Below are 22423 nucleotides of genomic sequence, written 5' to 3'. Positions count from 1 at the left end.
AGTCGACGTCGCGAGCGCTGGCAGAATGGGCGCCATGCGCATCCACATCGCCGCGGACCACGCGGGCTTCGAGCTCAAGCAGCACCTCGCCTCCCACCTCACCGAGGCCGGCCACGAGGTGGTCGACCACGGCGCGTACGAGTACGACGCGCTCGACGACTACCCGCCCATGTGCATCGCCGCCGCCGAGGCCGTGGCCGCGAGCGACGGCGCCGACCTGGGCATCGTCATCGGCGGCTCGGGCAACGGCGAGCAGTTGGCCGCCAACCGCGTCACCGGCATCCGCGCCGCGCTCATCTGGTCCGTCGAGACCGCGAAGCTCGCGCGCCAGCACAACGACGCCCAGATCGGCTCGATCGGCGCCCGCATGCACTCGCTCGAGGACGCCACCGCGATCGCCGACGCGTTCATCGCGGAGCCCTTCTCCGGCGACGAGCGCCACCAGCGCCGCATCGACCTCATGAAGGACTTCGAGGCGCAGCGCTGACGCGCGCCCCTCGCACGCACGACGAAGCGCTCGCGCTCCTCGGCCTGGGGAGCACGAGCGCTTCGTGCTTCTCGGCGCACCCGCCACGGTGCGCGTGAGCCGGCGTCAGATTGCGCTGCGCCGGCGCGGCCCTCAGAAGTCCCAGTTGGCCAGCGGCGCGACCGGGGACAGCATCGCGATGGCGAGCTCGCGGGCCTGGCCCGGCGTGTGCTCGCGCACGAGGCCGGCCCGGACCAGCGCCTCGAGCGACGTGCCGCCCAGGTAGCACTGGGAGAGGTGGCGGATGTCCATCGACAGGTCCGGCGCATCGTCCGTCCGCGTGACGCTCGCCTCGCCGCCGGCGATGCGGATGCGCCACGTGCCGGCGTTGCCGGGCACGTGCTTGTCCGTGAGCTCGACCGCGACGTCGCAGTCGTGGAAGTACTCGCGCGCCTCGAGCGCGACGGGCACATCGAGCAGGCGCACCCACAGGTTGTCGATGACCTTCGAGCGCACCCCACGGGGATCGCGCAGCTGGTGGAGCAGCGGGTCGTCGGTCGCGAGGTTCTCTGTCATCGTCGTCTCGACGAGGTCGAAGTCCGTGAGGGTCTGCCACAGGCGCTGCGACGCGGCCGGGCTCATCGACCCGTGCTCGCGCACCTGGCACACGCCGTCGTGGATGCCCACGGAGGAGCGCGCGTGCCGGCGGAAGAACGCGTACGCGACGGGGTCGCCGGCGTCCTCGACGATCGCGAGGCGCCACTTCTCCATGCCGCGGCGGTTGCCCACCGGGTCGGTGAAGCGCGCGTTGCGTCCCGAGCCGACCGCGTTGATCACCGTGCCGGGACGGTCGAGCCGCGCCTGCAGCCCCGAGACCAGCTCGTCGTGCGCGTCGAAGGACGCGCGCTCGAGCCGCACCGTGAGGTCGTCGGCGCCCTCGACGGGCCACATCTTCGCTCCGCGCGGGATCTCCGCCTTCACGGTCTGCGAGCCCATGCCGTAGCCGAAGCGCGCATAGATGGGCGCCTCCATCGCGTACAGGACGGACACGGCCTCCCCACGGGCGAGCGAGCGCTCGAAGTGGTCGTGGATCATGCGCGTCATGAGCCCGCGGCGACGATGCGCGGGGTGCACGCCCAGCCACGACAGGCCGGCGGTGGGCACCTTGCGCCCGCCCGGCACCACCATCTCGGTGCCGAAGCTCGCGTGCACCGCGGCGACCTCGCCCACACGGCCGCGCCGCGCATCGGTCACCTCGATCGCCCGCGCGCGCTCCACCGGGAGCGCGTCCACATAGTCCTGCCGGTCCTCCCGCAGCCACTCGCCGACGAACGCCCACTGGACGACGTCGAAGAACTCGTCGAGCCGCGCCTCCTCGACGGAGACGGGCCGGTATCCCTCTGCCTTCTTCATGCCTCCACGGTGTCACGATGCGCCGCGCTCGCCCAATCCTGTGGGCTTGCTCACGCGGGGGAATGCGACCTGGCAGAGGGTAGGAGCGCGCCCGCGCGAGTATCAGAAGAACAGGTTGCAGACCGGCGCCGACGTCGACTCGAAGGCCGCCGCGAGGGCGTGCAGCGCACCCGGCGTGCGCTCCTCGACAAGGCCCGCGGCGGCGAGCGACTCGAGGCTCACCCCGCCCAGGTAGGCCGCGCTCAGCTCCTGCACCGCCAGCACGAGATCGGGCTCCTCCCCGGGCGCGGCCTCGACGTGGCCCGTGCCCTCGCGCGACGTCACGCGCCAGGGCCCGGTGTTGTCGGGGAACAGCGGGTCCGTCACCTCGATGACCGCGTCGACAGGGCAGAGGTACTCGCGCGCGGTGAGCGCCGCGGGCACGTCGACGATGCGCAGCCAGATGTTGTCGCGCAGGCGCGGGCGGGCGGCGCGCATGTCCGCGAGCATCCACATGAGCGGGTCGTCCGCGGCGAGGGGGCCGGCCTCGACCGTGGCGGTGAGGTCGATGTCGAGCAGCACGCTCCACAGCCGGTGCGCGGCGGCGGGCGTCGCGGCCGCGGCCTGGAACACGTCGACCTTGCCCTCGGGGAGCCCGTCCTCGGACCACGCGCCGGAGCGGCGGAAGATCGCGTAGCCGGCCGGGGCGCCTCCGGGCTCCTCGATCACGACGATGCGCATCCGCTCGCTGCCTCGACGCTTCGCGCCCGGGTCGCCGAAGCGGGCGGCGAGCGCCACCGGGTCGTCGAGCGTCATGGTGCCCGGGCGCGCGAGGCGGCGCTGGACCAGGGTGAGCACGCGCCCGTGGCGTTCGCGGTCGAGGGTCTCGATCCGCACGGTGAGCTCGTCCGCGCCGGCGACCTCGCGAAGCGTCGCGTGGCGGGGGACCTTGACGCTGAGTTGACGCGCGGCCATCCCGTAGCCGAAGCGGGGGTAGATCTCGGTCTCGGCCGCGTAGAGCGCGGATGCGACCTCGCCGCGGCGGCGCGCGTCGCTGAGGTGATCGGCCATCATGGCGCGCAGCAGGCCGCGGCGCCGATGCGCGGTGTGGACGCTCACCCACGTGAGGCCCGCGACGGGGACCAGGTCGCCGCCCGGCACGCGCATGCGGAACGTGTAGGCGCCCGCGACGCCCGCCAGCGAGCCGACGTCGCCGCGCGTGGGGTCCTCGACCTCCATCGCCCTGATGCGCCCGAACGGCAGCATCGCGACCCACTCGGGGACGTCCGCGGGTTCGGGCTCGCTCACGAAGGCCCATGCGTTGACGTCGACCATCTCCTGCGCACGGGCGCGGTCGAGAGAGATCAGGCGATACCCGGGCGTGACGGACATATCGTCATGGTGGCACCGGGCGGCCGCGGCGCCTCGGCGCGCGCCCGGCGAGTCGCGCGGCGTGTCGCGCCGTCTCGCTCGCGCGTCAGAGCGTGCGGAAGGAGTCGATCCGGTCCGCGAGGCGGCGGTACTCGACCTTGATGCAGCGGTTCTGGACCGCCACCATGCCTGCGCCGCGCGCCGTGGCCATCGCGTCCGGGTGGGTGATGCCCAGCTGGAGCCACAGCGCCTTCGCGTGGACCTCCACCGACGCGGCCGCGATCGCCGGGGTGAACTCGGCCCGGCGGAAGACGTCGACGAGGTCGACGGCCACCGGCAGCTCGGCGAGCGAGCCGTAGAAGCCGTGGCCGCGGATCTCCTCGCCGACCGCGGCGGGGTTGACCAGGTACAGCTCGTACGGGGTGTTCTCCATGAGCCACACCGCGATCTGGTAGCTCGTCCGCGAGGGGTTGGGGGAGCAGCCGACGACGGCGACGCGCTTGGTGCGCGCGAGCGCCAGGGCGAGCTCGTCGTCGCCCGGCGCGTCGCCGAGGACGGGGGCGGGGCAGTGCTCGGCATCGGCCTTGCGGTGGTGGTCGAGACGCATGTGCTCCATGCCCCCGGAACGTATCAGGGTGAGGTCTCATTCCGGCAGGTGCGGAGGTCACGGGTGGCGATGCGGGCGCTGGCGGGGCCGGGAATGCCGCGGCCCCGGTGCGGGTTGGCGACAGAGGACGGCGTCGTGATCCTGCGGCGCCGCGGACCGCAACAAGAGGAGGACGCATGGCTGCCACCACGCCCGTGAAGACCACCGAGTCGACCCCGAAGATCGGTATCAAGGCGGAGGACCTCAAGGCGATCAACGCGGGGCTCGCGCAGGTCCTGTCCGACACGTTCACGCTCTACGTGAAGACGCACGGCTACCACTGGAACGTCACCGGCCCGCACTTCCGCTCGCTGCACATGCTCTTCGAGGAGCAGTACCAGGAGCTGTGGGAGGCCACCGACGTGCTCGCCGAGCGCATGCGCGCCCTCGGCTCCGGCGCGCCGGGCTCGTTCGCCGAGTTCCTCGAGCACGCCTCGATCAAGGACAACGAGCGCACCACGGACGCGATGACGATGGTCGACAACCTCGCCCGCGACCACGAGACGCTCGCGCGCCTCGTGCGCCCGCTCGTCGAGGTGGCGGAGGACGCCGGCGACGGCGCCACCGCGGACCTGTTCAACGCGCGCCTCGCGGCGCACGAGCAGGCCGCGTGGATGCTGCGCTCGATGTCCGCGTAACCCGCGCATCGTCCCCGGGGAGGTCCCCGTACGCCTCCCCGCACCACGCGAAGGCCCCCTCGCCCCGACCGGGGTGAGGGGGCCTTCCCCATGCGTCCGTCCGCGCCCGACCGCCTCCCGCGAAACGGGTGGGCCGTTGTCGTCTGGACCGGCGGCTCGCAGGTCAGGGCACGGTGTGCCCGGCGGCGCGGAACATCTCGTACCACTCGGAGCGCGCGAGGTGCACGTCCGCGCCCTTGGCCGCGGCCTCGACGCGCGACGGCGTCGTGGTGCCGAGCACCACCTGCATCTGCGCGGGGTGGCGGGTGAGCCACGCGACGGCGATCGCCTCGGCGGGCACCTCGTACTTCCACGCGAGACGGTCGATGACGGCGTTGAGCTCCTCGTAGTGGGGGTTGCCCAGGAACGGGCCGTTGAAGAAGCGCGACTGGAAGGGCGACCACGCCTGGAGAGTGATGTCGTTGAGGCGGCAGTAGTCGACGACGCCGTTGTCGCGGTCGATCGACTGGTCGAGGTCGCCCATGTTCATGGCGATGCCGCTCGCGATCGACGGTGCGTGCGTGACGGACAGCTGGATCTGGTTGGCGACCAGCGGCTGGCGCACGCTGCGCTTGAGCAGCTCGATCTGGCCCGGCGTGTGGTTGGAGACGCCGAAGTGGCGCACCTTGCCGGCCGCGTGCAGCTCGTCGAAGGCGCGGGCGACCTCGTCGGGCTCGACCAGCGCGTCGGGGCGGTGCAGCAGCAGGATGTCGAGGTAGTCGGTGCCGAGCGCCTCGAGCGAGCCGTTGACGGACTCGATGATGTGCTCGTACGAGAAGTCGAAGTACGGGCCGGGCTGGCGGATGCCGCACTTGGTCTGGATCGTCAGCGCCTCGCGCTGCGACGGCGTGAGCTGGAGGGCCTCCGCGAAGCGGCGCTCGCACCCGTGGTACGGCGGGCCGTAGAGGTCCGCGTGGTCGACGAAGTCGATGCCCGCGTCGAGGGCGGTCTGCACGAGGGTGCGGACCTCCTCGTCGGACTTCTCGACGATGCGCATGAGGCCGAGCACGACGGCGGGTGCCGTGATCTCGGTTCCGGGCAGGGTGAAGGTCTTCATCGACTGGTCTCCTTCGAGGTGGGATGACTCCAGTCTAGGGACGCGGAGAGGCCCCTCGCCCACGGGCGAGGGGCCTCTCCGGGACCGCTCAGATGTAGTACATCGCCGGCTCGCGCACCGGCTCCGGCGGCGCGTCCGGGTCGGGGTGGCGGTGCGAGTCGCCCGAGTCCACGGCCGATGCGGCGGTCGAGGCCTCCGTGGGTCCGGGGTGGTTGCGGATGACGGCGGGGATGCCCACCGCGGTCGCGCCGTCCGGCACGTCCTTGACCACCACGGCGTTGGCGCCGATGCGCGCGTCGGGCCCCACCCGCAGCGGGCCGAGGACCTTGGCGCCGGCCCCGATGACGACCCGGTCGCCGATGGTGGGGTGGCGCTTGCCGGGACTCATCGTGGTGCCGCCCAGGTTGATGCCGTTGAACATCAGGACGTCGTCGCCCACGACCGCCGTCTCGCCGATGACCACGCCCATGCCGTGGTCGATGAACACGCGCCGCCCCAGCTGCGCGCCGGGGTGGATCTCGATGCCGGTGGCCCGCCGGGCCATCTGCGAGACGAGGCGCGCGTACGAACGCATGCCGCGCTTCCACAGCCAGTGCGCCACCCGGTGGTACCAGACGGCATGGACTCCCTGGTAGGAGCCCACGATCACCCACCACGCGGGTGCGGCGGGGTCGCGCCGCTTCGCGGTGCGGACGTCCTCGAGCGCTCGGGCGAACGCTCCGATCTCGGCTGCCATCTGGGTACCTCCGGGTGGGGACTGCTGGGGTGATGCGTGGAGGGCGCGACTAGTCCATGAGGTCCGAGTAGAGGACCGAGGACAGGTAGCGCTCGCCGAACGACGGGATGATCGCGACGATGGTCTTGCCGGCGTTCTCGGGGCGCTTCGCGACCTCGATGGCGGCGTGGATCGCCGCGCCCGAGGAGATGCCCACGAGGAGGCCCTCCTTGCGGGCCGCCGCGCGGGCCGTCGCGACCGCGGTCTCGGCGTCGACGTCGAAGATCTCGTCGTAGATCTCGGTGTTGAGGATCTCGGGCACGAAGTTCGCGCCGATGCCCTGGATCTTGTGCGGGCCGGGCTGGCCGCCGTTGAGGATGGGCGACTCGGCCGGCTCGACGCCGATGATCTGGACGGACGGCTTGCGCTCCTTGAGCACCTCGCCGACGCCGGTGATGGTGCCGCCGGTGCCGATGCCGGCGATGACGATGTCGACCTCGCCGTCGGTGTCGTTCCAGATCTCCTCCGCGGTGGTGCGGCGGTGGATCGCGGGGTTGGCCTCGTTCGCGAACTGGCGGGCGAGGATCGAGCCGGGACGCTCCTCGGCGATCTTGTTGGCGGCCTCGACCGCACCGCGCATGCCCTCGGGGCCTGGGGTGAGGACGAGCTCCGCGCCGAAGGCCCGCAGCAGCGCGCGGCGCTCCTTCGACATCGTCTCGGGCATCGTGAGGACCACGTTGTAGCCGCGCGCCGCGCCGACCATGGCGAGCGCGATGCCGGTGTTGCCCGACGTCGCCTCGATGATCGTGCCGCCGGGCTGGAGCGAGCCGTCCGCCTCGGCGGCGTCGACGATGGCGACGCCCAGGCGGTCCTTGACGGAGTTCGCGGGGTTGTAGAACTCGAGCTTGCCGAGCACCGTCGCGTCGACTCCCTCGGTCAGCTGGTTGATCTTGACGAGGGGGGTGTTGCCGATGAGGGCGGTGACGTCCTCGTAGATGCGTGCCATGGGCTTGATTCCTCTTTTCCCTTGAGAGGTAGGTGTTCCGGGGTGCACAACGCTGGAGCATCGAGAACGATGCCCGGGGCGAGCGCTGGGTGCGGGCGAGGCTCGGCCGGTGGCCGGGCGAGGCGCTTCCAGCGCTCTACAGACAGCAGCAGCCGCAGCAACGGCCACAGGTGTCATCGAGAGCGCACGCGGGGAGGGCAGAGGCGGGTGCGGCGACCGCACGGCGCTCGATGCTCATCTCCCGGACCTTTCGTGGGCTTCGAGGTCAGGCTAGCGCCGCGCCCGCGGCGGTGGCAACCCTCCGGGCGACGCGCCGTTCCTGCTATTACGGTGGGAGGAGGGGCGCGCCCCGAGCGCCCGCGGAGGAGGAGGCGTCATGCCCGGGCCGCTGGATGTGTCGGTCGAGAGGGAGGGGCTCGTGCCTGCGTCCGCGAAGGACGTCTGGCATGCGCTCACCGACCCGGAGCTGCGCGTCGAAGTGTTCACCATGGTGAGCCAGGCGGCGACGGAGGAGGGGATCCCCGGCGAGGTCGGCCACGTCATGCAGTTCACCGAGAAGGACGCCGGCAGCGAGCCCGTGGTGGTGCGGCTCACCACCGTCGCGACGGATCCCTATCATCGCCTTGTCCAGGAGCGGGTGGGTCCCGACGGCGAGTTCACGTCGACCACGTTCCTGCAGGAGTCCGAGGACGGCACGCTCGTGCGCCGTGTCTTCCACGTCTATCAGGCGAACCCGTCGATCGCGGAGCGCGCGATGCGCAGGGCGATCTCGACCTTCTTCTCGCTCGGCGGCACCGTCCGCCTCAAGGCCGACATCGGCGACCTCATCAGGCACTTCTCCTGAGCGTCGGAGGGGTTCGAGAGGGTTAGCCTGAGCGCAACCGGCAGAGGGGACGGGTCATGGTGGGGCACAGCGTGCGCGCCGAGAGGGAGATCGCCGCGGCGGTCGAACGGGTCTGGGACGTCATCACGGACCTCGACTACGCGGTGGAGGTGATCCCCGCGATCGTGAGCCTCGAGCGGCTCGAGGGCGAGGGGTACGACGTCGGCGTGCGGTGGCGCGAGACGCGCAAGATGTGGGGACGCGAGGAGACCGAGGAGATGGAGGTCGTCGAGGTCGACGCCCCGCGCTCGACCGCGATCCACGCGGAGTCCCGCGGCACGCAGTACCGGACCGTCTACTCGCTCGAGGAGGTCGACGGCGGCACACGGCTCGTGTGCGACTTCTCCGCCGAGACCCCGGATCCCGGCCCGGCGCAGCGCATCGGCTGGTTCCTCTTCGGCAAGGCCGGCATGAAGGCCACGCAGAAGGCGCTCGCTCAGGACCTCGAGCACATCGCGGCCACCGCCGAGGGCACCGACCCCGACCCCGGCTGAGCGGCCCGCCGCGCGGCGCACGCAACCGGCGCATCGGGCCCACCCGGCCCGCCGCGCGACGCACGCAACCGGCGTATCCCGCCGACCTCGTCGACCGACACCAGGGACGATGCGCGCGAGCACGGTCTCGTTTGCCGGTTGCCGCAGGAGGGGCGGGGCCGGCGACTCGGGGCTACGCTCACGATGACGGGCCGCCGCCGCGGCCCGCGGACCCGGGGGAGGGGTCATGGACTGGTTCACGTTCGACGGGATCGACTGGGTCGCGGTGCTCGTGGCGTTCGTCGTCAGCTTCGCGATCGGCTGGTGGTGGTACTCGCCGGCGGGCTTCTGGAAGGTGTGGCGGGACCGGGCCGGGGTCACCGACGACCTCATGAAGGACGCCAACATGGGCGCGGCGTTCGGCGGCACCATCCTGTTCAACATCCTGGGCGTCATCCTGCTCGCGATGCTGATGAACGGGCTCGGCGTCGACGACTGGTCGGGCGGCCTGCTGCTGGGCGCGCTCGTCGGCTTCGTGTTCCGCGGCGGCGCGCACGCGATCCACAACGGCTTCGCGGTGCGCAGCCCGGCGGTGACCGTCATCGACACGGCTCACGACACGGTGGCGCTCGCGGTCGCCGGCGTGATCCTCGGGCTCTTCTAGGCCCTCGGTCCGGGAATCGTGGGCGCCGTCGATCGTTGACATCTGCATGACAGCAGAGATCACCGCCACCGCCCTCGGAACCCTCGACCTGTCCCGCGCCTCGTTGGCGCTCGGCGGGAACGTCTTCGGCTGGACCGCCGGCCGCGACGCCTCGTACGCGATCCTCGACGCCTTCGTCGGGGGTGGCGGCACCATGATCGACACTGCGGACGTCTACTCGGCCTGGGCCGAGGGCAACCGCGGAGGCGAGTCCGAGACCGTCATCGGCGAGTGGCTCGCGAGCCGCGGACGTCGCGACGACGTCGTCGTCGCGACCAAGGTGAGCCAGCACCCGGAGTACCCGGGCCTGTCCGCCGAGAACATCGCCGCGGCCGCCCGCGCGAGCCTCGCGCGGCTCCAGACCGACCGCATCGACCTCTACTACGCGCACTTCGACGACGCCGCGACTCCGCTCGAGGAGACCGCCGCGGAGTTCTCGCGGCTGGTCGACCAGGGCCTCGTGCGCGAGATCGGCATCTCCAACTACAGCGCCAACCGGATCGACGAGTGGTTCGCGATCGCCGAGCGCGAAGGCCTCCACCGGCCCGTCGCGCTGCAGCCGCACTACAACCTCATGGAGCGCGGGTTCGAGGGCGAGCTGCGCGCCGCCGCCGAGCGCCACGGCCTCGGCGTGCTGCCGTACTGGGCGCTCGCGAAGGGCTTCCTCACCGGCAAGTACCGCGACGGCGCGACCGTCGACAGCCAGCGGGCGGCCCAGGCCGGCGAGTACCTCGACGACCGCGGCCGCCGGGTGCTCGCCGCGCTCGACGCCGCGGCCGAGGCCAACGACGTGCCCGTCGCGGCGGTTGCGCTCGCCTGGCTGCGCGACCAGCCGACCGTGGCGGCGCCGATCGCCTCGGCCCGCACGCTCGAGCAGCTCGAGCCGCTGCTCGCGGCCATGACGCTCGAGCTGACCGCCGACGAGATCGCGGCCCTCTCCGAGGCCTCCGCGTAGGGACGATGCGGGCCGCGCGCGGCGTCGAGCGCGTCGCGGGCGGCCCGCAGGCAGGCGTGCGACGATGCGCTCATCATGAGCGCCGACCACGACCTGGCCGCCCTGCGCGCGCTCGCCGCGCGGGGGTGGGGCCTCGACATCGCCGATGCCCGGTCCCTCGGGAGCAACGAGGACCGCAACGTCCTCCTCATCCTCGGTGACGGCTCGCGCCGCCTCCTCAAGGTCTCGCACGCCGGCATCGCGCGCACGGAGCTCGAGGCCCAGGACGCGGCGCTCGCGCACCTCGCCGCGGCGGGCGTCGCGGTCCCGCGCGCCCATGCCTCCCTCGGCGCCGCGCGCATCGTGCCCCTGGGCGACGGGACCCATGCCCGCGTCCTCGACTTCCTCGAGGGCGAGCCTGCAGGCGGCGCACGCCTTCCCTCGGGGTTGCCCGCCGCGCTCGGCGCGCGGGCGGGATCCGTGGCGGCGGCGCTCGCCGGCTTCGACCACCCGGGGCTCGCCGACGGGGGCGACTGGGACCTGCGCGAGGCGCGTCGCGTGGTCGCGGAAGCGATGCCGGTGCTGCGCGGCGCGCGCCGTGAGCAGCTCCCGCGGGTGCTCGCGGAGGCGGAGCGCCGGATCCTGCACGTGCGTGACTCGCTGCGGGTCCAGCCGATCCACGGCGACCTCACCGCCGACAACGTGGTGCTGGGCGCGGACGGCGCCATCGCGGGCGTCATCGACTTCGGCGACCTGGGGCGGGGGTGGCTGGTGGCCGAGGCCGCCGTGGCGGCCTGCGGGCTGCTGCAGCACGACGGCCCGGCGCTGCGCGATGCTCTCGACGCGATCGCGGCGTTCGACGCGGTGGTCGCTCTGACGCCGGAGGAGATCGCCGCGGTGTGGCCGCTGGTGGTCGCACGCGCCGTCGTGCTCGCGACCGCGGGCGAGCGGGTCGTGGCCGAGGACCCGTCGAACGACTACGCGCGCGTGCGGCGCCCGCTCGAGGACCGCATGCTCGAGCGCGCGCTGTCGCTCGGGTTCGAGGAGGCCGAGCTGCTCGTGCGGCACGCGCTGGGCCGGATCCCCGAGCCCGCCTCGCGGACCTACACGCCCATGATCGCGGGGCTCGCCGACGCGCCCGAGGTCGACCTGGCGGTGACCTCGCCCGTCTACGACGGCGGCGCGTGGCTCGCGCCCGACGCGCTCCGTGCAGCGCTGGCGCACGCGCGCGGCGACGGCGCGGGCGCGCTCACGCGCTACGGCGAGCATCTCCTCCTGCCTGAGGCCGGGCATGCGGGCACGCCGCGCTCGCGTCTCGCGGGGCGAGCGATCGCCGTCGCGCCGGGCACCGTCGTGGTCAGCCCCAACGGCGGCGTCGTGACCGCCGTCGACGGCGACGCGCTCACGGTGCGCGTCGACTACGGACCCGCCGTCCACCTGCGCGGCATCGACCCGGCGGCGGCCGCCGGCACGCGCGTCGTCGCGGGCGAGACCCTCGCGCACGCCGCGGCGGGCGGCGACGGCGTGGCCGTGGTGCTGCTGTGGCAGTCGGTGCTGCCGGAGCTCGCTCCGCCCGCGCGGACGGCTCCTGGCCACGACGAGGCCTGGGAGGCGCTCTGCCCGGATCCCGCCCCGCTGCTGGGCCGCGTCCCCGCGAACCTCGCATCGTCCCGTTCGCCCGAGGCGCTGCTGGCCGCTCGCGACGCGGTCTTCGCCGCGGTGCAGGAGCACTACTACGAGGTTCCGCCGCGCGTCGAGCGCGGCTGGCGCCACCACCTGCTCGACACGACCGGTCGTGGCTACCTCGACATGGTCAACAACGTGGCGATCCTCGGCCACGGCGAGCCGCGTGTCGCGGAGGCAGTCGCCCGTCAGCTGAGGCTCCTCAACACCAACTCGCGCTTCCACTACGAGGCGGTCGTGGCGTACTCGGAGGAGCTCGCGGCGCGCGCGCCCGAGGGTCTCGACGCCGTGCTGCTGGTCAACAGCGGCTCCGAGGCGGTCGACCTCGCGATCCGCATCGCGCGCGCGGCCACCGGCCGGAGCGACATCCTCGCGCTCACCGAGGCATACCACGGCTGGACCGTGGGGGCCGACGCGATCTCGACCTCGCTCGGCGACAACCCGGGCGCGCTCGAGTCGCGCCCGGAATGGGTCCGCCTGCTCGACGCCCCCAACACCTACCGCGGGCGCCACCGGGGTGCCGAGGCGGGGCGGTACCTCGAGGACGCGCTCGCGCGGCTCGCGGCGCTGGACGATGAGGGCGTCGCCCTGGCGGGCCTCGTCGCGGAGCCGATCTTCGGCAACGGCGGAGGCATCGTGCTGCCCGACGGCTACCTGCATGGGCTCGCCGAGGCGGTGCGGGCGCGCGGAGGCCTCGTCGTGTCGGACGAGGTGCAGGTGAGCTACGGCCGGCTCGGCGCGCACTTCTGGGGCTTCGAGCAGCAGGGCGTCGTCCCCGACGTGATCGCGGTCGCGAAGGCGATGGGGAACGGGCACCCGCTCGGCGCGGTCGTCACGACACGCGAGATCGCGGAGCGCTTCGCCGTCGAGGGGTCGTTCTTCTCGTCGGCGGGCGGCAGCCCGGTGAGCTCCGTGGTGGGGTCGACGGTCCTGCGGGTGCTCGATGAGGACGGGCTGCAGGAGAACGCCCGGGTGATGGGGGAGCGGCTGCGGGGCGGGCTGCTCGACCTGTGCGCGCGCTTCCCCGCGCTGGGTGCCGTCCATGGGATGGGGCTGTACCTGGGCGTCGAGGTGGTGCGCGGCGGGCCGGACGAGCCGGACCCGGCCGGCGCCCGCGAGATCTGCGAGGCGCTGCTCGAGGAGGGCGTCATCGTGCAGCCGACCGGGGACCACAAGAACGTGCTCAAGATCAAGCCGCCGCTCACGATCGACGAGGCCGCGGTGGCGCGGTTCTTGGAGGCGCTCGAGCGGGTGATGGTGCGGCGGGAGGCCTGGGCGGCGCTGTAGGCCTCGCGCCGCTTCGTTCGCCGCGCACCTCGCCGCGCTGCGAGGTGCTGACTGCTCAGAACAGCGGAAATCGGGCGCTCGGCACCTCCCAGGAAGCGCGGCCCGGACGGCGCTGCCGCCGCGGAACGACGAAGGCCCGCTCCTGACGGAACGGGCCTTGCGCGAGAGAGCGGGTGACGGGAATCGAACCCGCGTAATCAGTTTGGAAGACTGAGGCTCTACCATTGAGCTACACCCGCGAAGCCGACCGGCGCTGACGCGCGCTCGGCGCGTACTAGAGTAGCGGAGCCTCGCCGGAGCGAGGGACACGCGCCCGCAGCGGCGCGAACGGGGTGTAGCGCAGCTTGGTAGCGCATCTGCTTTGGGAGCAGAGGGTCGCAGGTTCGAATCCTGTCACCCCGACCACCGCGGCACGTGGCGAGCGACCCGCCCGCAAGCGCGAAGGGGCGGGCCGATCGGCCCGCCCCTTCCGCATCGCCGGTGCCGCTCAGGCGATGGTGATGAGCGGCTCGGTGATGGTGAGCCCCGCGGCCGCGCCCTGGCTCGCGAAGAGCAGGAACAGCGCCAGCGCGCCGCCGATGAGGCCCAGGTTCTTGTTGAACGAGATCTGCTCGGTCTGACGCGCCTGGGGGTCGGACTCCTTCCAGAACGCGTGCATGAAGAAGGTGATCGGGATGAGCGTGGCGGCGATGAGCAGCGCGCCGATCTCGCCGTACACGCCGAGCAGGATCATGAGGCCGCCGACGCCCATGGCGATGCCGGACGCGATGACGCCGGCCTTGCCGCCCGGGGCGCCCTTGTAGTCGGCGTACTGCGCCATGGCGTTCGCGTTCACGACGTGCCCGACGGCGGAGAGCAGGAAGATGACCGCGAGCAGGATGCGCGCGATGAGGAAGACGGTGTCCATGGGGGTTTCCTTTGAATGCTTGTAGGTTGAAGTAAATGTAGGGCGAGAGAGTTGACGTGTCAACTACCCTCTGGGAGCGCTCGCGCGGCGGCGGTGCTTCACTGAGGGGAGCGCGACTCGAGAGGGGCGCCATGGCGACGGAGGATGCGCCGGGGTCGGACGATGCGGCGTTGCGCGCGCGTCGCACCGTGGGGGCGTTCGTGGTCGCGACCGCGACCGTCGTCTGGTGGCCGGCGTTCACCGTGGGTGCGTGGGGGCGTGTCTTCTTCGAGCAGATCCTGATGCTCTGGGCCGCAGCGACGGCTGCGCTGCTCGTGCTTCTGCTGAAGCAGGGCGGGCCGCGGCCGTCGTGGCCGCTGCTGGCGAGCCTCGCGCTGCCGAGCCTGTGGGTGGTGGGGGAGCTGGTGACGCCGCCGGGGGAGAGCGCGGTGAGCGCCGTCCTCAGGGTCTTCGGTGCCGTCGTGACGGTCGTCGGCCTCCCCGCGATGCTGTGGGTCCTGCTGACCACCGTCCGTCATGACCTGGTGGATGCCGTTCCGCTGCGCGGCCGGCTCGGTGCCGCGCTGATCGTCGTGGCGGTGGCGGGCCTCAGCCTGCTGCTCGGCTGGCTCCACCCGTACTACCTGCAGTGCGACGACTTCCTCATCAGCGGCAACTCCGCGCCTCCCGGGTGCACGCCCGGCGGGTGACCCGACTCCGACCCGACGCGCGGGCGCGCGGAGTGCTTGACTGGAGGGGTCGAAGCTCGCCGCCCGAGGGGGTCGTGATGGCGGTCTCGTCCGAGGCTCAGCAGCGCAGGTCCGCGATCGCCCGGACCGCCGGGGCGCTCTACCTCTCCTTCATCCTCGCGTCGTTCCTCGCGGACCAGATCGGCCGCATCGGCCTGAGCAACGAGGACGCGCTCGCCGACCTCATCGCCACCGCGGAGATGCGCTTCCGGGTGGGGCTGGTCTTCGCGCTGGTGTCGCAGTTGCTGTTCCTGCTCGCCGCGTGGGCACTCCAGGTGCTGCTGCGGCCCTTCGGCAGGAATCTCGCACAGCTGTTCCTGGTGCTCAACGCTGTCGGCGTCGCGGTCTATGCGGCGAGCCTGGTCGTGCTCACCGTGGGCGTCGTCGCGGATGCGCCCGCCGGCGCGGCCCTCGTCGCGATCGAGCTGCACGGCAACGGGGTGGTGGCCGCCCAGCTCTTCTTCAGCACGTGGCTCGTGCCGCTCGGCGTGCTGCTGCTCCGTTCCCGGCTCGTGCCGCGCGCGCTGGCCTACCTCGTGCTGCTCGACGCCGTCGCCGTCGCGTTCTGGTTCCTGCAGGCGCTGCTCGTGCCCGACCGGCCCGAGCTCAGCTACCCCGCGTTCGCCATCAGCTTCCTCGCCGAGGCGGGACTGTCGCTGTGGCTTCTCGTGCGGGGGGCGCCGGAGCCCGCGCCGCGCTGATCGCCGTCGCCACCCCGCCTGGCACCATGGTCGCGTGACCCGCCTCGATCCGCTCCGCCGTGCCGTCCTCGCCGTCGCCCTCATCAACCTCGGCTATGCCGTCGTCGAGTTCACGGTGTCGCAGCTCATCGGCTCCGTCGCGCTCGTCGCGGACTCGATCGACTTCCTCGAGGACGGCATCCTCAACCTGCTGATCTTCTTCGCGGCCGCGTGGCCGCTGCACCGGCGCTCGCGCGTGGGGCATGCGCTCGCGATCGTCATCCTCGTGCCCGCGATCGTCACGCTCGTCACCGCGGTCGTGAAGATCCTCGATCCCACGCGACCGGAGACGATCCCCCTCACCGTGACGGCCTTCGGCGCGCTCCTCGCCAACCTCGCCGCCGCCGCGATCCTGGTGCGGCACCGCCACACGGGCGGGTCGCTCGCGCGCGCCGCGTGGCTGTCGGCCCGCAACGACGCGCTCGCGAACGTCGCGATCATCGCCTCCGCCGCGATCGCGCTGGCGTGGGTCTCCGGCTGGCCGGACATCGTCGTGGGGGTGGGCATCGCGCTGCTCAACGCGGACGCGGGCGTCAAGGTGTGGCGCGCCGCGTCGAAGGAGCGTCTCGAGGCCAAGCAGGCCGAGGCCTGAGCGCGACCCCTCCCGCGCATACCCTCCCGGGTATAGCCTCGAGGGGAGAGGAGGTCCCCATGTCCTTCGTTCGCTTCATGAGCTCGCCCGCCGGCCGGTGGACCCGGTCGCTCGCGGGCATCGCGCTCGGCATCGCCGGGGTCGCCCTCGGCGGCGCCTGGCTGTGGCTGCTCGCGCCCGCCGCGGTCTTCATGGCCGTCGGCGTGCTCGACGTATGCCTGCTGGCACCCCTCGCGGGGCTGCCGATGTCCGGCCCCAAGGTGCGCGCGATCGCCCGCTGACCCGCGGCCGCCCCGAGCGCGGGGCGGGCCCCGCGAGGTCCGCGCCCCGACGCCGCACCCACCCACGGTGCTTGAATGGAGGACGACCGTGCAGGCGGGATCGAGGGGGCTCGATGGGGACCGACGCGACGGCACCGGACGACGGCCTGTCCCAGGGGATCGTCCGCACCTACCTCTACATGCGCGTGGCCGTGGCGGCCATGGTGCTCCTGCTGTTCGTCGGCCTGGGTGTGCAGATCGTCCACGACGGCGGCGACCTGCGCAGCTCGATGAGCGCGTACTTCTACTCGCCGGTGCAGAGCATCTTCGTGGCCACGCTCGTCGCCGCCGGGATCCTCGCGATCGCGATCCGCGGCCGTCCCGGGCCCGAGAACGCGCTTCTCGACATCGCCGGCCTGCTCCTGCCGATCGTCGCCGCCATCCCCACGCCCCTCAAGGGGGACGAGGGCGCCGCATGCCCGCGCCGCGAGGCCTGCGTCCCGGCGCGCTACCTCGACCTCGTCGACGTCACGGTGACGAGCCTCGCCATCGTGGGCCTCGCCGGGCTGGTCTTCGCCTTCTTCACGCTGCGGGCGCGCCGCTGGGGCGACCGCTTCGACCGCTGGGGCCTCGCCGCCGCGACCGCCTTGTGGGTGCTGTTCGTGCCCGGCTTCTGGGGCTGGTGGGGCGAGGGCGTGCGCGGGTGGATCCTCGACCTCGGCCACTACGCCGCCGCGATCTCCGCGATCGCCGCGATGATCGCCGTCGCTTTCCTCAACGCGCGCGACACCGGCCACACGTTCAGCTTCGCGCGCAGGCCGCTGCGCGCCGCCCCGGTCTACCGGACGATCGCCTGGGCGCTCGCGGTCGTGCTGGCGCTGGGCGCCGTCATAGGGGTCGTCGAGCTGCGCCGCGGCTCCGCCGACACCACCCCGCTCGTGTTCTGGATCGAGGCGGCGGTCCTGGGGCTGTTCGCGATCTTCTGGACGGTGCAGACCCTCGAGTACCGCCAGTCCGGCCTTCCCGTCGAGGCGCGGTGACCGTCACGCCACCGCGACGGTGAGCGCGACGATGGCGAGCAGCGGCAGCACGCCCTGGAACGCGGCCGCCCGCGCGTACGCCCGCGACCCCGACACCAGCACGAGCGCGGCCGCGGCCATCGACCCGCAGCCCGCGTAGACCAGCGCCGCGCCCGCCGCGGTCGACCCGGCCGCGAGCAGCACGATGCCCGTCCCCGCGACCACCGCGAGGAACAGGTTGTAGAAGCCCTGGTTGTACGCGAGCGTCCGGGTGACCCGCGCATCGTCCTCCGACGCGATCCCGAACACCCGCCGCGTCTCCGGCCGCATCCACGCGACCGACTCGAGCCAGAAGATGGCCACATGCACGAGCGCCGCGAGCCCCGCCAGCACCATCGCCGCGGCGAGCATCACAGCTCCACGCGCATGACCGCGCGGCCCGGGGTCGGTCGCGACACCTCCGCCATCCCGGCGGCCGCGAACACCGACGCCGACCCGACGAACAGGTCCGACGCCGTCCCGCCCTCCACGCGCGGGTAGCCCTCGACCGCCGTCGCGCCGCGCTCGCGGGCATGCGCGACGGCCGCGACGGCGAGCGCCTTCGCGAGCCCCCGCCCGCGGAAGCCCGTGCGCACCACGAAGCACGTGATCGCCCACACCCCCGCATCGTCCCGGTCCTCGTCGCGGCCGGCCCACGGGATGCGCGCGGTCCGCAGGCGCGGATAGGCGACACGCGGCTCGACGGCGACCCAGCCGGCCGGCTCGTCGTCGACGTACGCGACCAGCCCGGACGTCGACGTCGCGTCGGGGCGGCCGCACGCGGCCTGCTCGGCCAGCGCATCGGCCCGCGCCTCGCGGCCCGTGGACTGCCACTCGGACCGCGCGAGCTTGAACCACTGGCAGCGGCACGAGCGCGCGTCGCCGCCCTCCCGCATCACCGTGTCGAGGTCGTCGCGGGAGGCCTGGTTGGCAGGGACGATGCGCGGATCGCTCATGCGGTCAGGCTAAGCCCGCGTAGGCTCGCGGCATGGGTAGAGACAAGCGGGTCACGTACGTCCTGGTCGACGGCGAGAACATCGACGCCACGCTCGGCACGTCGATCCTGGGGCGCCGGCCGCGGCCCGAGGAGCGTCCGCGCTGGGAGCGCGTGCTGCGCCACACCGAGGAGCGGTGGGGTCAGCCGGCCCAGGGCCTGTTCTTCCTCGCGGCCAACAACGAGCTGCCGATGACGTTCGTGCAGGCGCTGCTCGCGATCGGCTTCCGGCCGGTGCCGCTGTCGGGCTCGGCGGGGGAGAAGGTCGTCGACATCGCGATCCAGCGCACCATGGAGGCGCTGCGCGAGCGCGACGCCGACGTGGTGCTGGTGAGCAACGACGGCGATTTCGTCGATCAGGTCGAGGACCTCCTCGACGGCCGGCGCGTGGGCCTCGCGGGCTTCGTCGAGTTCCGCAACAGCGGCTTCATCGAGCTCCAGGAGCAGGGCCTCGAGTTCTTCGACCTCGAGTACGACGTGCACGCGTTCAACGAGACGCTGCCGCGCGTGCGGATCATCCCGATCTCCGAGTTCGACCCCGCGCAGTTCCTCTAGCCGGCTCGCGGGGCGCGCTCAGACGGGGCGCGGCCCGCGTGGCTCGGGCGGCTGCGTCTCGAGCGCGTCGCCGTCGAAGGACGCGATGCGGGCGGCCGCCCCGGCGACCACCGCCCAGTCCTCGTCGGTGAGGTGCGCGAGCCCCGGCAGGATCATCGCGGACAGCTGCGCGTGCCAGGCTTCCGCCTCGTCGCTGCCCGCGTCCGTGAGCGCCACCATGTCGGCGCCGCTGCCGCCGGCGTCGAGGTGGCGCGTGAGCAGGCCGCGGTCCTCGAGCATCGCCACGCTGTGCGCGAGTGCCGGCGCCGCGATCCGCAGGGCGGCCGAGAGGTCGCGCATCGACATCGCGCCCTCGGAGTGCAGCGTGGCGAGGAGCTGGCGGGTTGACGATGCGGTGCGGTCGCCGTGGGCGGACACGGTGACCCGGATCATGCGGTGCACCGCGGTGACCAGCTCCGAGAGGGCGGCCTGACGCTCATCGTCCATGGCGCCATCCCACGCCCCCCGGGCGCGGCCGTCAAGAGCTCCGGGGCCCGGCTCTCCGCATCGTCCGGTATGTCTTCCGCATCGCGAGGTATGTCCCACGAATTGGCCTGTGCGCGTGCGGCGCGTACGATTGCAGGGTTGCCCGAACAGCGGGAGCCGACGGAGCCCCCCGGGCCCCACAAACCGACGCCAGGAGTACGTAGTGACCAGCGCCCTCGAGAAGATCGACGCCACGACCGTCAAGCTCACGGTCAACCTCACCGAGGCGGACCTCGCCGACAGCATGCAGCACGCCTACGAGCACGTGGGCAAGCAGGTCCAGATCCCCGGCTTCCGCAAGGGCAAGGTCCCCGCGAAGGTCCTCGAGCAGCGCGTCGGCAAGGGTGCGATCATCGAGCACGCCGTCAACGACGGCCTCCCCAAGTGGTACTCGGAGGCCGTCCGCGAGACCGGCATCCGCCCCTTCGGCCAGCCCGAGGTCGAGGTCACCAAGGTCCCCGGCATCGTCGAGGGTGACGAGGGCCTCGAGTTCACCGCGGTCGTCGAGGTGCGCCCCGAGGTGACCCTCCCCGCCGCCACCGACCTCACCATCGAGGTCGAGCCGATCGCCGTCTCCGACGAGGACGTCAACGAGCGCCTGGACGCGCTCCGCGAGCGCTTCGGCACCCTCGTGGGCGTCGACCGCCCCGCCGCCGAGGGCGACTTCGTCACCATCGACCTCACCGCCGTCATCGGCGACGAGACCATCGACACCGTGCAGGGCACCTCCTACCAGGTGGGCGCCGGCAACATGCTCGAGGGCATCGACGAGGCCATCACCGGCCTGTCCGCCGACGAGCAGACCACCTTCGAGGGCCCCCTCGCCGCCGGCGACCACGCCGGCGAGACCGCGCAGATCACCGTCACGGTGACCGCCGTCAAGACCCGCGAGCTCCCCGAGGCGGACGACGACTTCGCCCAGCTCGCCTCCGAGTTCGACACCATCGCCGAGCTCCGCGAGGACCTGCAGTCGCAGGCCGCGCGCATCAAGACCAACAACCAGGCCATGGAGGCCCGCGAGAAGCTTCTCGAGAAGCTGACCGAGGCCACCGAGTTCGAGCTCCCCAAGAAGGTCATCGAGACCGAGGTCCACAACCACCTCGAGAACGAGAACCGCCTCGAGGACGACGAGCACCGCGCCGAGGTCACCGAGGAGGCCACCAAGGCCCTCCGCACCCAGATCCTCCTCGACCAGCTCGCGGACGACCTGGACATCGACGTCGAGCAGCCCGAGCTCCTCGACTACCTCATCAACTCGTCGCGCCAGTACGGCATGGACCCGGGCACCTTCATCCAGCAGGTGGAGCAGGCCGGCCAGATCCCCGCCATGGTCGCCGAGGTCGCCCGCTCGAAGGCCACCGCCTTCGCGCTGCGCCGCGCCACCGTGGTCGACACCGCGGGCGCCGCGGTGGACCTCTCCGAGGTCATCGGCTCGATCGAGGACGAGAAGGCCGAGGAGGCCGCCGCCGAGGACGCCGCCGCCGAGTAACCCTCCGCGACCCGCTCGCAGACACGACGAGGCCCCGGTCACCGTGAGGTGGCCGGGGCCTCGTGCCGTGTCCGGGGGCGGGCGGGTCAGATCGCCATCGCGTTGTCGAGCTCGTTCTGGATGTTCGTCCACCAGTCGACGCACTCGGGGTCCGAGGCGCAGCTCGCGACGCCGACGATCACCGCGATGACCACGATGATGCCGATGACGATCTGCACGTAGCCCAGGATGAGGCCCGCGATGCCGAGCCCCTTGAGGTCCGCCTCGCCCTTGTTCGACGCGGACACGCCCAGGTGGCCGAAGATCACGCCGACCAGGCCCAGGCCCAGGATGCTCGTGACGAACGACGTGATGTTCATCCACGTCTTCGCGCCGGACTGGCCCGGCGGGCGCTGCGGCGGGGGCTGCTGCTGCGGGTAGCCCGCCTGCGCGGCCCCGGGCTGAGCGTACGTCGGCTGGGGCTGCTGGTACGGCGGCGCCGGCTGCTGAGGCTGCTGCTGGTACGGGGGAGCCGGCTGCTGGTACGGCGGGGACGCAGTCGGGGACGATGCGGCGGCGGGCTGCGCCGGCGGCTCGGGGGCGGCGGGCGTCGGCTCGGTCGACGGCGCGGGCTCGTAGGCGGTCGGCTCCGCCGGGGTGGGCTCCGGGGGCTTCTCGTTCTCGTCGGGCGTGGACATCGTCCCTCCTCGGGTCGCGTGTGCGGGACCTCTCCTCAGGCTAGCCGCGCGCGGCCCCGCGGGCGCGGCGAGGGCCTGGTATTCCTACGCGTTCGGGTCCGTGCACCAGTCGGCGGGGTTGTCGCCGCCGCACTCGCTCACCACCCAGCCGATGACGACGAAGAACACGATCATCGCGACGATGCCGAGCACCGTGACGACGTAGCCGATGATGAGGCCCGCGAGACCGGTGCCCCGGTTGTCGGCCTCGCCGCGCTTGGCGGCGCTCAGGCTGAGGTGGCCGAAGACGATGCCCGCGATCGCCGTGAACCACGTGAAGAGGCCCACGAGGGACAGGATGAGCGAGGTGAGGCCCATCCAGTTCTTCTCGCGGGACGATGCGGGCGCGTAGCCGCCGTACGGCGGCTGGGGCGCGGGAGCGGCGGGCTGCGCGTAGGCCGGCGGCTGCTGCGCGTACTGCGGCTGCTGCGGCTGGGGCTGCTGCGGGGCGCCCTGGTCGGGCGTGGGGCCGTACGGGTCCTGCGGTGCGTTGCTCATGGCGTCCTCCTCGCCGCCCCGGCGGCGGCCTCTCCCTCGACGCTAGCGAGCGCGACGGGGCCGCCGCA

Annotated in this window: 26 protein-coding genes and 2 tRNA genes; 15 read left to right on the top strand and 13 right to left on the bottom strand. The window is 72.7% G+C overall.

Going from position 1 to position 22423, the window contains the following annotated elements; all coding sequences use genetic code 11:
- Nucleotides 1-34: 34 nt before the first annotated feature.
- Nucleotides 35-487 (top strand): ribose-5-phosphate isomerase, encoded by a 453-nt coding sequence (locus AOM07_RS00960; RefSeq protein WP_062311432.1) that lies wholly within the window; start codon nucleotides 35-37, stop codon nucleotides 485-487.
- Between the two features lie 132 nt (nucleotides 488-619).
- Here the strand turns inward: AOM07_RS00960 and AOM07_RS00955 are convergent, their stop codons facing one another.
- The 3 genes from AOM07_RS00955 to AOM07_RS00945 all read right to left on the bottom strand — a co-directional run bounded on the left by AOM07_RS00955 (nucleotide 620) and on the right by AOM07_RS00945 (nucleotide 3845).
- Nucleotides 620-1879 (bottom strand): GNAT family N-acetyltransferase, encoded by a 1260-nt coding sequence (locus AOM07_RS00955; RefSeq protein ID WP_062310420.1) that lies wholly within the window; start codon nucleotides 1877-1879, stop codon nucleotides 620-622.
- Nucleotides 1880-1981: 102 nt separating this feature from the next.
- Complete coding sequence (locus tag AOM07_RS00950) at nucleotides 1982-3250, bottom strand: GNAT family N-acetyltransferase (protein ID WP_062310417.1); 1269 nt, start codon at nucleotides 3248-3250, stop codon at nucleotides 1982-1984.
- A gap of 85 nt (nucleotides 3251-3335) precedes the next feature.
- A complete protein-coding gene (locus AOM07_RS00945; protein WP_062310414.1) occupies nucleotides 3336-3845 on the bottom strand; it encodes a CoA-binding protein in 510 nt (169 codons plus the stop codon).
- A gap of 167 nt (nucleotides 3846-4012) precedes the next feature.
- Between AOM07_RS00945 and AOM07_RS00940 the strand changes: the two genes are divergently transcribed.
- Nucleotides 4013-4513 (top strand): Dps family protein, encoded by a 501-nt coding sequence (locus AOM07_RS00940; protein WP_062310411.1) that lies wholly within the window; start codon nucleotides 4013-4015, stop codon nucleotides 4511-4513.
- 163 nt (nucleotides 4514-4676) lie between these two features.
- Here AOM07_RS00940 and AOM07_RS00935 read toward each other — a convergent pair whose 3' ends face one another.
- From AOM07_RS00935 to cysK, 3 genes are all read right to left on the bottom strand, one after another.
- A complete protein-coding gene (locus tag AOM07_RS00935; protein ID WP_062310408.1) occupies nucleotides 4677-5609 on the bottom strand; it encodes an aldo/keto reductase in 933 nt (310 codons plus the stop codon).
- An 88-nt stretch (nucleotides 5610-5697) separates the two neighbouring features.
- A complete protein-coding gene (gene cysE, locus AOM07_RS00930) occupies nucleotides 5698-6345 on the bottom strand; it encodes a serine O-acetyltransferase (protein ID WP_084829996.1) in 648 nt (215 codons plus the stop codon).
- A 49-nt stretch (nucleotides 6346-6394) separates the two neighbouring features.
- Nucleotides 6395-7330, bottom strand: coding sequence for a cysteine synthase A (gene cysK, locus AOM07_RS00925; RefSeq protein ID WP_062310405.1), 936 nt, complete (start codon nucleotides 7328-7330; stop codon nucleotides 6395-6397).
- Nucleotides 7331-7706: 376 nt separating this feature from the next.
- On the opposite strand from cysK, the gene AOM07_RS00920 reads away from it, so the two are divergent.
- The 5 genes from AOM07_RS00920 to AOM07_RS00900 all read left to right on the top strand — a co-directional run bounded on the left by AOM07_RS00920 (nucleotide 7707) and on the right by AOM07_RS00900 (nucleotide 13293).
- Complete coding sequence (locus AOM07_RS00920; RefSeq protein ID WP_062310402.1) at nucleotides 7707-8174, top strand: SRPBCC family protein; 468 nt, start codon at nucleotides 7707-7709, stop codon at nucleotides 8172-8174.
- A gap of 56 nt (nucleotides 8175-8230) precedes the next feature.
- On the top strand, nucleotides 8231-8707 hold the full coding sequence (locus AOM07_RS00915) for an SRPBCC family protein (RefSeq protein ID WP_062310399.1): 477 nt from the start codon (nucleotides 8231-8233) through the stop codon (nucleotides 8705-8707).
- A 226-nt stretch (nucleotides 8708-8933) separates the two neighbouring features.
- Nucleotides 8934-9350 (top strand): DUF1761 domain-containing protein, encoded by a 417-nt coding sequence (locus AOM07_RS00910; protein WP_062310394.1) that lies wholly within the window; start codon nucleotides 8934-8936, stop codon nucleotides 9348-9350.
- 46 nt (nucleotides 9351-9396) lie between these two features.
- Nucleotides 9397-10344: an aldo/keto reductase gene (locus tag AOM07_RS00905; RefSeq protein WP_062310391.1), complete on the top strand. Its 948-nt coding sequence runs from the start codon at nucleotides 9397-9399 to the stop codon at nucleotides 10342-10344.
- A gap of 75 nt (nucleotides 10345-10419) precedes the next feature.
- A complete protein-coding gene (locus AOM07_RS00900) occupies nucleotides 10420-13293 on the top strand; it encodes an aminotransferase (protein ID WP_062310387.1) in 2874 nt (957 codons plus the stop codon).
- A gap of 168 nt (nucleotides 13294-13461) precedes the next feature.
- On the opposite strand, the gene AOM07_RS00895 is transcribed toward AOM07_RS00900, so the two are convergent.
- Nucleotides 13462-13532 (bottom strand) — tRNA-Gly (locus tag AOM07_RS00895).
- 89 nt (nucleotides 13533-13621) lie between these two features.
- Here AOM07_RS00895 and AOM07_RS00890 point away from each other — a divergent pair.
- Nucleotides 13622-13698, top strand: a tRNA-Pro gene (locus AOM07_RS00890).
- Nucleotides 13699-13780: 82 nt separating this feature from the next.
- Here AOM07_RS00890 and AOM07_RS00885 read toward each other — a convergent pair.
- Nucleotides 13781-14200 (bottom strand): DoxX family protein, encoded by a 420-nt coding sequence (locus AOM07_RS00885; protein WP_062310382.1) that lies wholly within the window; start codon nucleotides 14198-14200, stop codon nucleotides 13781-13783.
- 131 nt (nucleotides 14201-14331) lie between these two features.
- Between AOM07_RS00885 and AOM07_RS00880 the strand changes: the two genes are divergently transcribed.
- From AOM07_RS00880 to AOM07_RS00860, 5 genes are all read left to right on the top strand, one after another.
- On the top strand, nucleotides 14332-14889 hold the full coding sequence (locus AOM07_RS00880) for a hypothetical protein (RefSeq protein ID WP_084829995.1): 558 nt from the start codon (nucleotides 14332-14334) through the stop codon (nucleotides 14887-14889).
- Nucleotides 14890-14966: 77 nt separating this feature from the next.
- Nucleotides 14967-15629, top strand: a complete 663-nt coding sequence (locus tag AOM07_RS00875; RefSeq protein ID WP_062310378.1) for a DUF4386 domain-containing protein — start codon at nucleotides 14967-14969, stop codon at nucleotides 15627-15629.
- A 34-nt stretch (nucleotides 15630-15663) separates the two neighbouring features.
- Nucleotides 15664-16260 (top strand): cation efflux transmembrane domain-containing protein, encoded by a 597-nt coding sequence (locus AOM07_RS00870; protein WP_062310376.1) that lies wholly within the window; start codon nucleotides 15664-15666, stop codon nucleotides 16258-16260.
- 59 nt (nucleotides 16261-16319) lie between these two features.
- Nucleotides 16320-16541, top strand: coding sequence for a hypothetical protein (locus AOM07_RS00865; protein ID WP_062310373.1), 222 nt, complete (start codon nucleotides 16320-16322; stop codon nucleotides 16539-16541).
- A 113-nt stretch (nucleotides 16542-16654) separates the two neighbouring features.
- Nucleotides 16655-17560 carry a hypothetical protein gene (locus tag AOM07_RS00860; protein ID WP_062310370.1) on the top strand — a complete coding sequence of 302 codons (906 nt, stop codon included), beginning with the start codon at nucleotides 16655-16657 and terminating at the stop codon, nucleotides 17558-17560.
- Nucleotides 17561-17563: 3 nt separating this feature from the next.
- Here the strand turns inward: AOM07_RS00860 and AOM07_RS00855 are convergent, their stop codons facing one another.
- Nucleotides 17564-17950 (bottom strand): DUF1304 domain-containing protein, encoded by a 387-nt coding sequence (locus tag AOM07_RS00855; RefSeq protein ID WP_062310368.1) that lies wholly within the window; start codon nucleotides 17948-17950, stop codon nucleotides 17564-17566.
- Nucleotides 17950-18534: a GNAT family N-acetyltransferase gene (locus tag AOM07_RS00850; protein ID WP_062310365.1), complete on the bottom strand. Its 585-nt coding sequence runs from the start codon at nucleotides 18532-18534 to the stop codon at nucleotides 17950-17952. The genes AOM07_RS00855 and AOM07_RS00850 overlap by 1 nt, the downstream gene beginning before the upstream one ends.
- Before the next feature lie 32 nt (nucleotides 18535-18566).
- Here AOM07_RS00850 and AOM07_RS00845 point away from each other — a divergent pair, with 32 nt between their 5' ends.
- Nucleotides 18567-19127 (top strand): NYN domain-containing protein, encoded by a 561-nt coding sequence (locus tag AOM07_RS00845; RefSeq protein ID WP_062310362.1) that lies wholly within the window; start codon nucleotides 18567-18569, stop codon nucleotides 19125-19127.
- 18 nt (nucleotides 19128-19145) lie between these two features.
- Here the strand turns inward: AOM07_RS00845 and AOM07_RS00840 are convergent, their stop codons facing one another.
- On the bottom strand, nucleotides 19146-19613 hold the full coding sequence (locus tag AOM07_RS00840) for a MarR family winged helix-turn-helix transcriptional regulator (protein ID WP_062310359.1): 468 nt from the start codon (nucleotides 19611-19613) through the stop codon (nucleotides 19146-19148).
- Nucleotides 19614-19815: 202 nt separating this feature from the next.
- Here AOM07_RS00840 and tig point away from each other — a divergent pair, with 202 nt between their 5' ends.
- Nucleotides 19816-21141: a trigger factor gene (tig, locus tag AOM07_RS00835; RefSeq protein WP_062310356.1), complete on the top strand. Its 1326-nt coding sequence runs from the start codon at nucleotides 19816-19818 to the stop codon at nucleotides 21139-21141.
- 86 nt (nucleotides 21142-21227) lie between these two features.
- Here tig and AOM07_RS00830 read toward each other — a convergent pair whose 3' ends face one another.
- The gene (locus AOM07_RS00830; RefSeq protein ID WP_062310353.1) at nucleotides 21228-21818 is read right to left on the bottom strand and encodes a DUF4190 domain-containing protein; all 591 of its coding nucleotides are present in this window, start codon (nucleotides 21816-21818) and stop codon (nucleotides 21228-21230) included.
- An 84-nt stretch (nucleotides 21819-21902) separates the two neighbouring features.
- A complete protein-coding gene (locus AOM07_RS00825) occupies nucleotides 21903-22355 on the bottom strand; it encodes a DUF4190 domain-containing protein (protein ID WP_062310350.1) in 453 nt (150 codons plus the stop codon).
- Between the last annotated feature and the right edge of the window lie 68 nt (nucleotides 22356-22423).

Origin of the sequence: Demequina rhizosphaerae (genome assembly GCF_000971255.1) — a bacterium.
Taxonomy (GTDB): domain Bacteria; phylum Actinomycetota; class Actinomycetes; order Actinomycetales; family Demequinaceae; genus Demequina; species Demequina rhizosphaerae.
This window is presented reverse-complemented; position numbering and strand designations above follow the sequence as displayed.

Excerpts from the sequence above, each read along its gene's own strand:
- AOM07_RS00960 (WP_062311432.1), top strand. The coding sequence starts at position 35 with ATGCGCATCCACATCGCCGCGGACCACGCGGGCTTCGAGCTCAAGCAG.
- AOM07_RS00955 (WP_062310420.1), bottom strand. The coding sequence starts at position 1,879 with ATGAAGAAGGCAGAGGGATACCGGCCCGTCTCCGTCGAGGAGGCGCGG.
- AOM07_RS00950 (WP_062310417.1), bottom strand. The coding sequence starts at position 3,250 with ATGTCCGTCACGCCCGGGTATCGCCTGATCTCTCTCGACCGCGCCCGT.
- AOM07_RS00945 (WP_062310414.1), bottom strand. The coding sequence starts at position 3,845 with ATGGAGCACATGCGTCTCGACCACCACCGCAAGGCCGATGCCGAGCAC.
- AOM07_RS00940 (WP_062310411.1), top strand. The coding sequence starts at position 4,013 with ATGGCTGCCACCACGCCCGTGAAGACCACCGAGTCGACCCCGAAGATC.
- AOM07_RS00935 (WP_062310408.1), bottom strand. The coding sequence starts at position 5,609 with ATGAAGACCTTCACCCTGCCCGGAACCGAGATCACGGCACCCGCCGTC.
- cysE (WP_084829996.1), bottom strand. The coding sequence starts at position 6,345 with ATGGCAGCCGAGATCGGAGCGTTCGCCCGAGCGCTCGAGGACGTCCGC.
- cysK (WP_062310405.1), bottom strand. The coding sequence starts at position 7,330 with ATGGCACGCATCTACGAGGACGTCACCGCCCTCATCGGCAACACCCCC.
- AOM07_RS00920 (WP_062310402.1), top strand. The coding sequence starts at position 7,707 with ATGCCCGGGCCGCTGGATGTGTCGGTCGAGAGGGAGGGGCTCGTGCCT.
- AOM07_RS00915 (WP_062310399.1), top strand. The coding sequence starts at position 8,231 with ATGGTGGGGCACAGCGTGCGCGCCGAGAGGGAGATCGCCGCGGCGGTC.
- AOM07_RS00910 (WP_062310394.1), top strand. The coding sequence starts at position 8,934 with ATGGACTGGTTCACGTTCGACGGGATCGACTGGGTCGCGGTGCTCGTG.
- AOM07_RS00905 (WP_062310391.1), top strand. The coding sequence starts at position 9,397 with ATGACAGCAGAGATCACCGCCACCGCCCTCGGAACCCTCGACCTGTCC.
- AOM07_RS00900 (WP_062310387.1), top strand. The coding sequence starts at position 10,420 with ATGAGCGCCGACCACGACCTGGCCGCCCTGCGCGCGCTCGCCGCGCGG.
- AOM07_RS00885 (WP_062310382.1), bottom strand. The coding sequence starts at position 14,200 with ATGGACACCGTCTTCCTCATCGCGCGCATCCTGCTCGCGGTCATCTTC.
- AOM07_RS00880 (WP_084829995.1), top strand. The coding sequence starts at position 14,332 with ATGGCGACGGAGGATGCGCCGGGGTCGGACGATGCGGCGTTGCGCGCG.
- AOM07_RS00875 (WP_062310378.1), top strand. The coding sequence starts at position 14,967 with ATGGCGGTCTCGTCCGAGGCTCAGCAGCGCAGGTCCGCGATCGCCCGG.
- AOM07_RS00865 (WP_062310373.1), top strand. The coding sequence starts at position 16,320 with ATGTCCTTCGTTCGCTTCATGAGCTCGCCCGCCGGCCGGTGGACCCGG.
- AOM07_RS00860 (WP_062310370.1), top strand. The coding sequence starts at position 16,655 with ATGGGGACCGACGCGACGGCACCGGACGACGGCCTGTCCCAGGGGATC.
- AOM07_RS00855 (WP_062310368.1), bottom strand. The coding sequence starts at position 17,950 with ATGCTCGCCGCGGCGATGGTGCTGGCGGGGCTCGCGGCGCTCGTGCAT.
- AOM07_RS00850 (WP_062310365.1), bottom strand. The coding sequence starts at position 18,534 with ATGAGCGATCCGCGCATCGTCCCTGCCAACCAGGCCTCCCGCGACGAC.
- AOM07_RS00845 (WP_062310362.1), top strand. The coding sequence starts at position 18,567 with ATGGGTAGAGACAAGCGGGTCACGTACGTCCTGGTCGACGGCGAGAAC.
- AOM07_RS00840 (WP_062310359.1), bottom strand. The coding sequence starts at position 19,613 with ATGGACGATGAGCGTCAGGCCGCCCTCTCGGAGCTGGTCACCGCGGTG.
- AOM07_RS00830 (WP_062310353.1), bottom strand. The coding sequence starts at position 21,818 with ATGTCCACGCCCGACGAGAACGAGAAGCCCCCGGAGCCCACCCCGGCG.
- AOM07_RS00825 (WP_062310350.1), bottom strand. The coding sequence starts at position 22,355 with ATGAGCAACGCACCGCAGGACCCGTACGGCCCCACGCCCGACCAGGGC.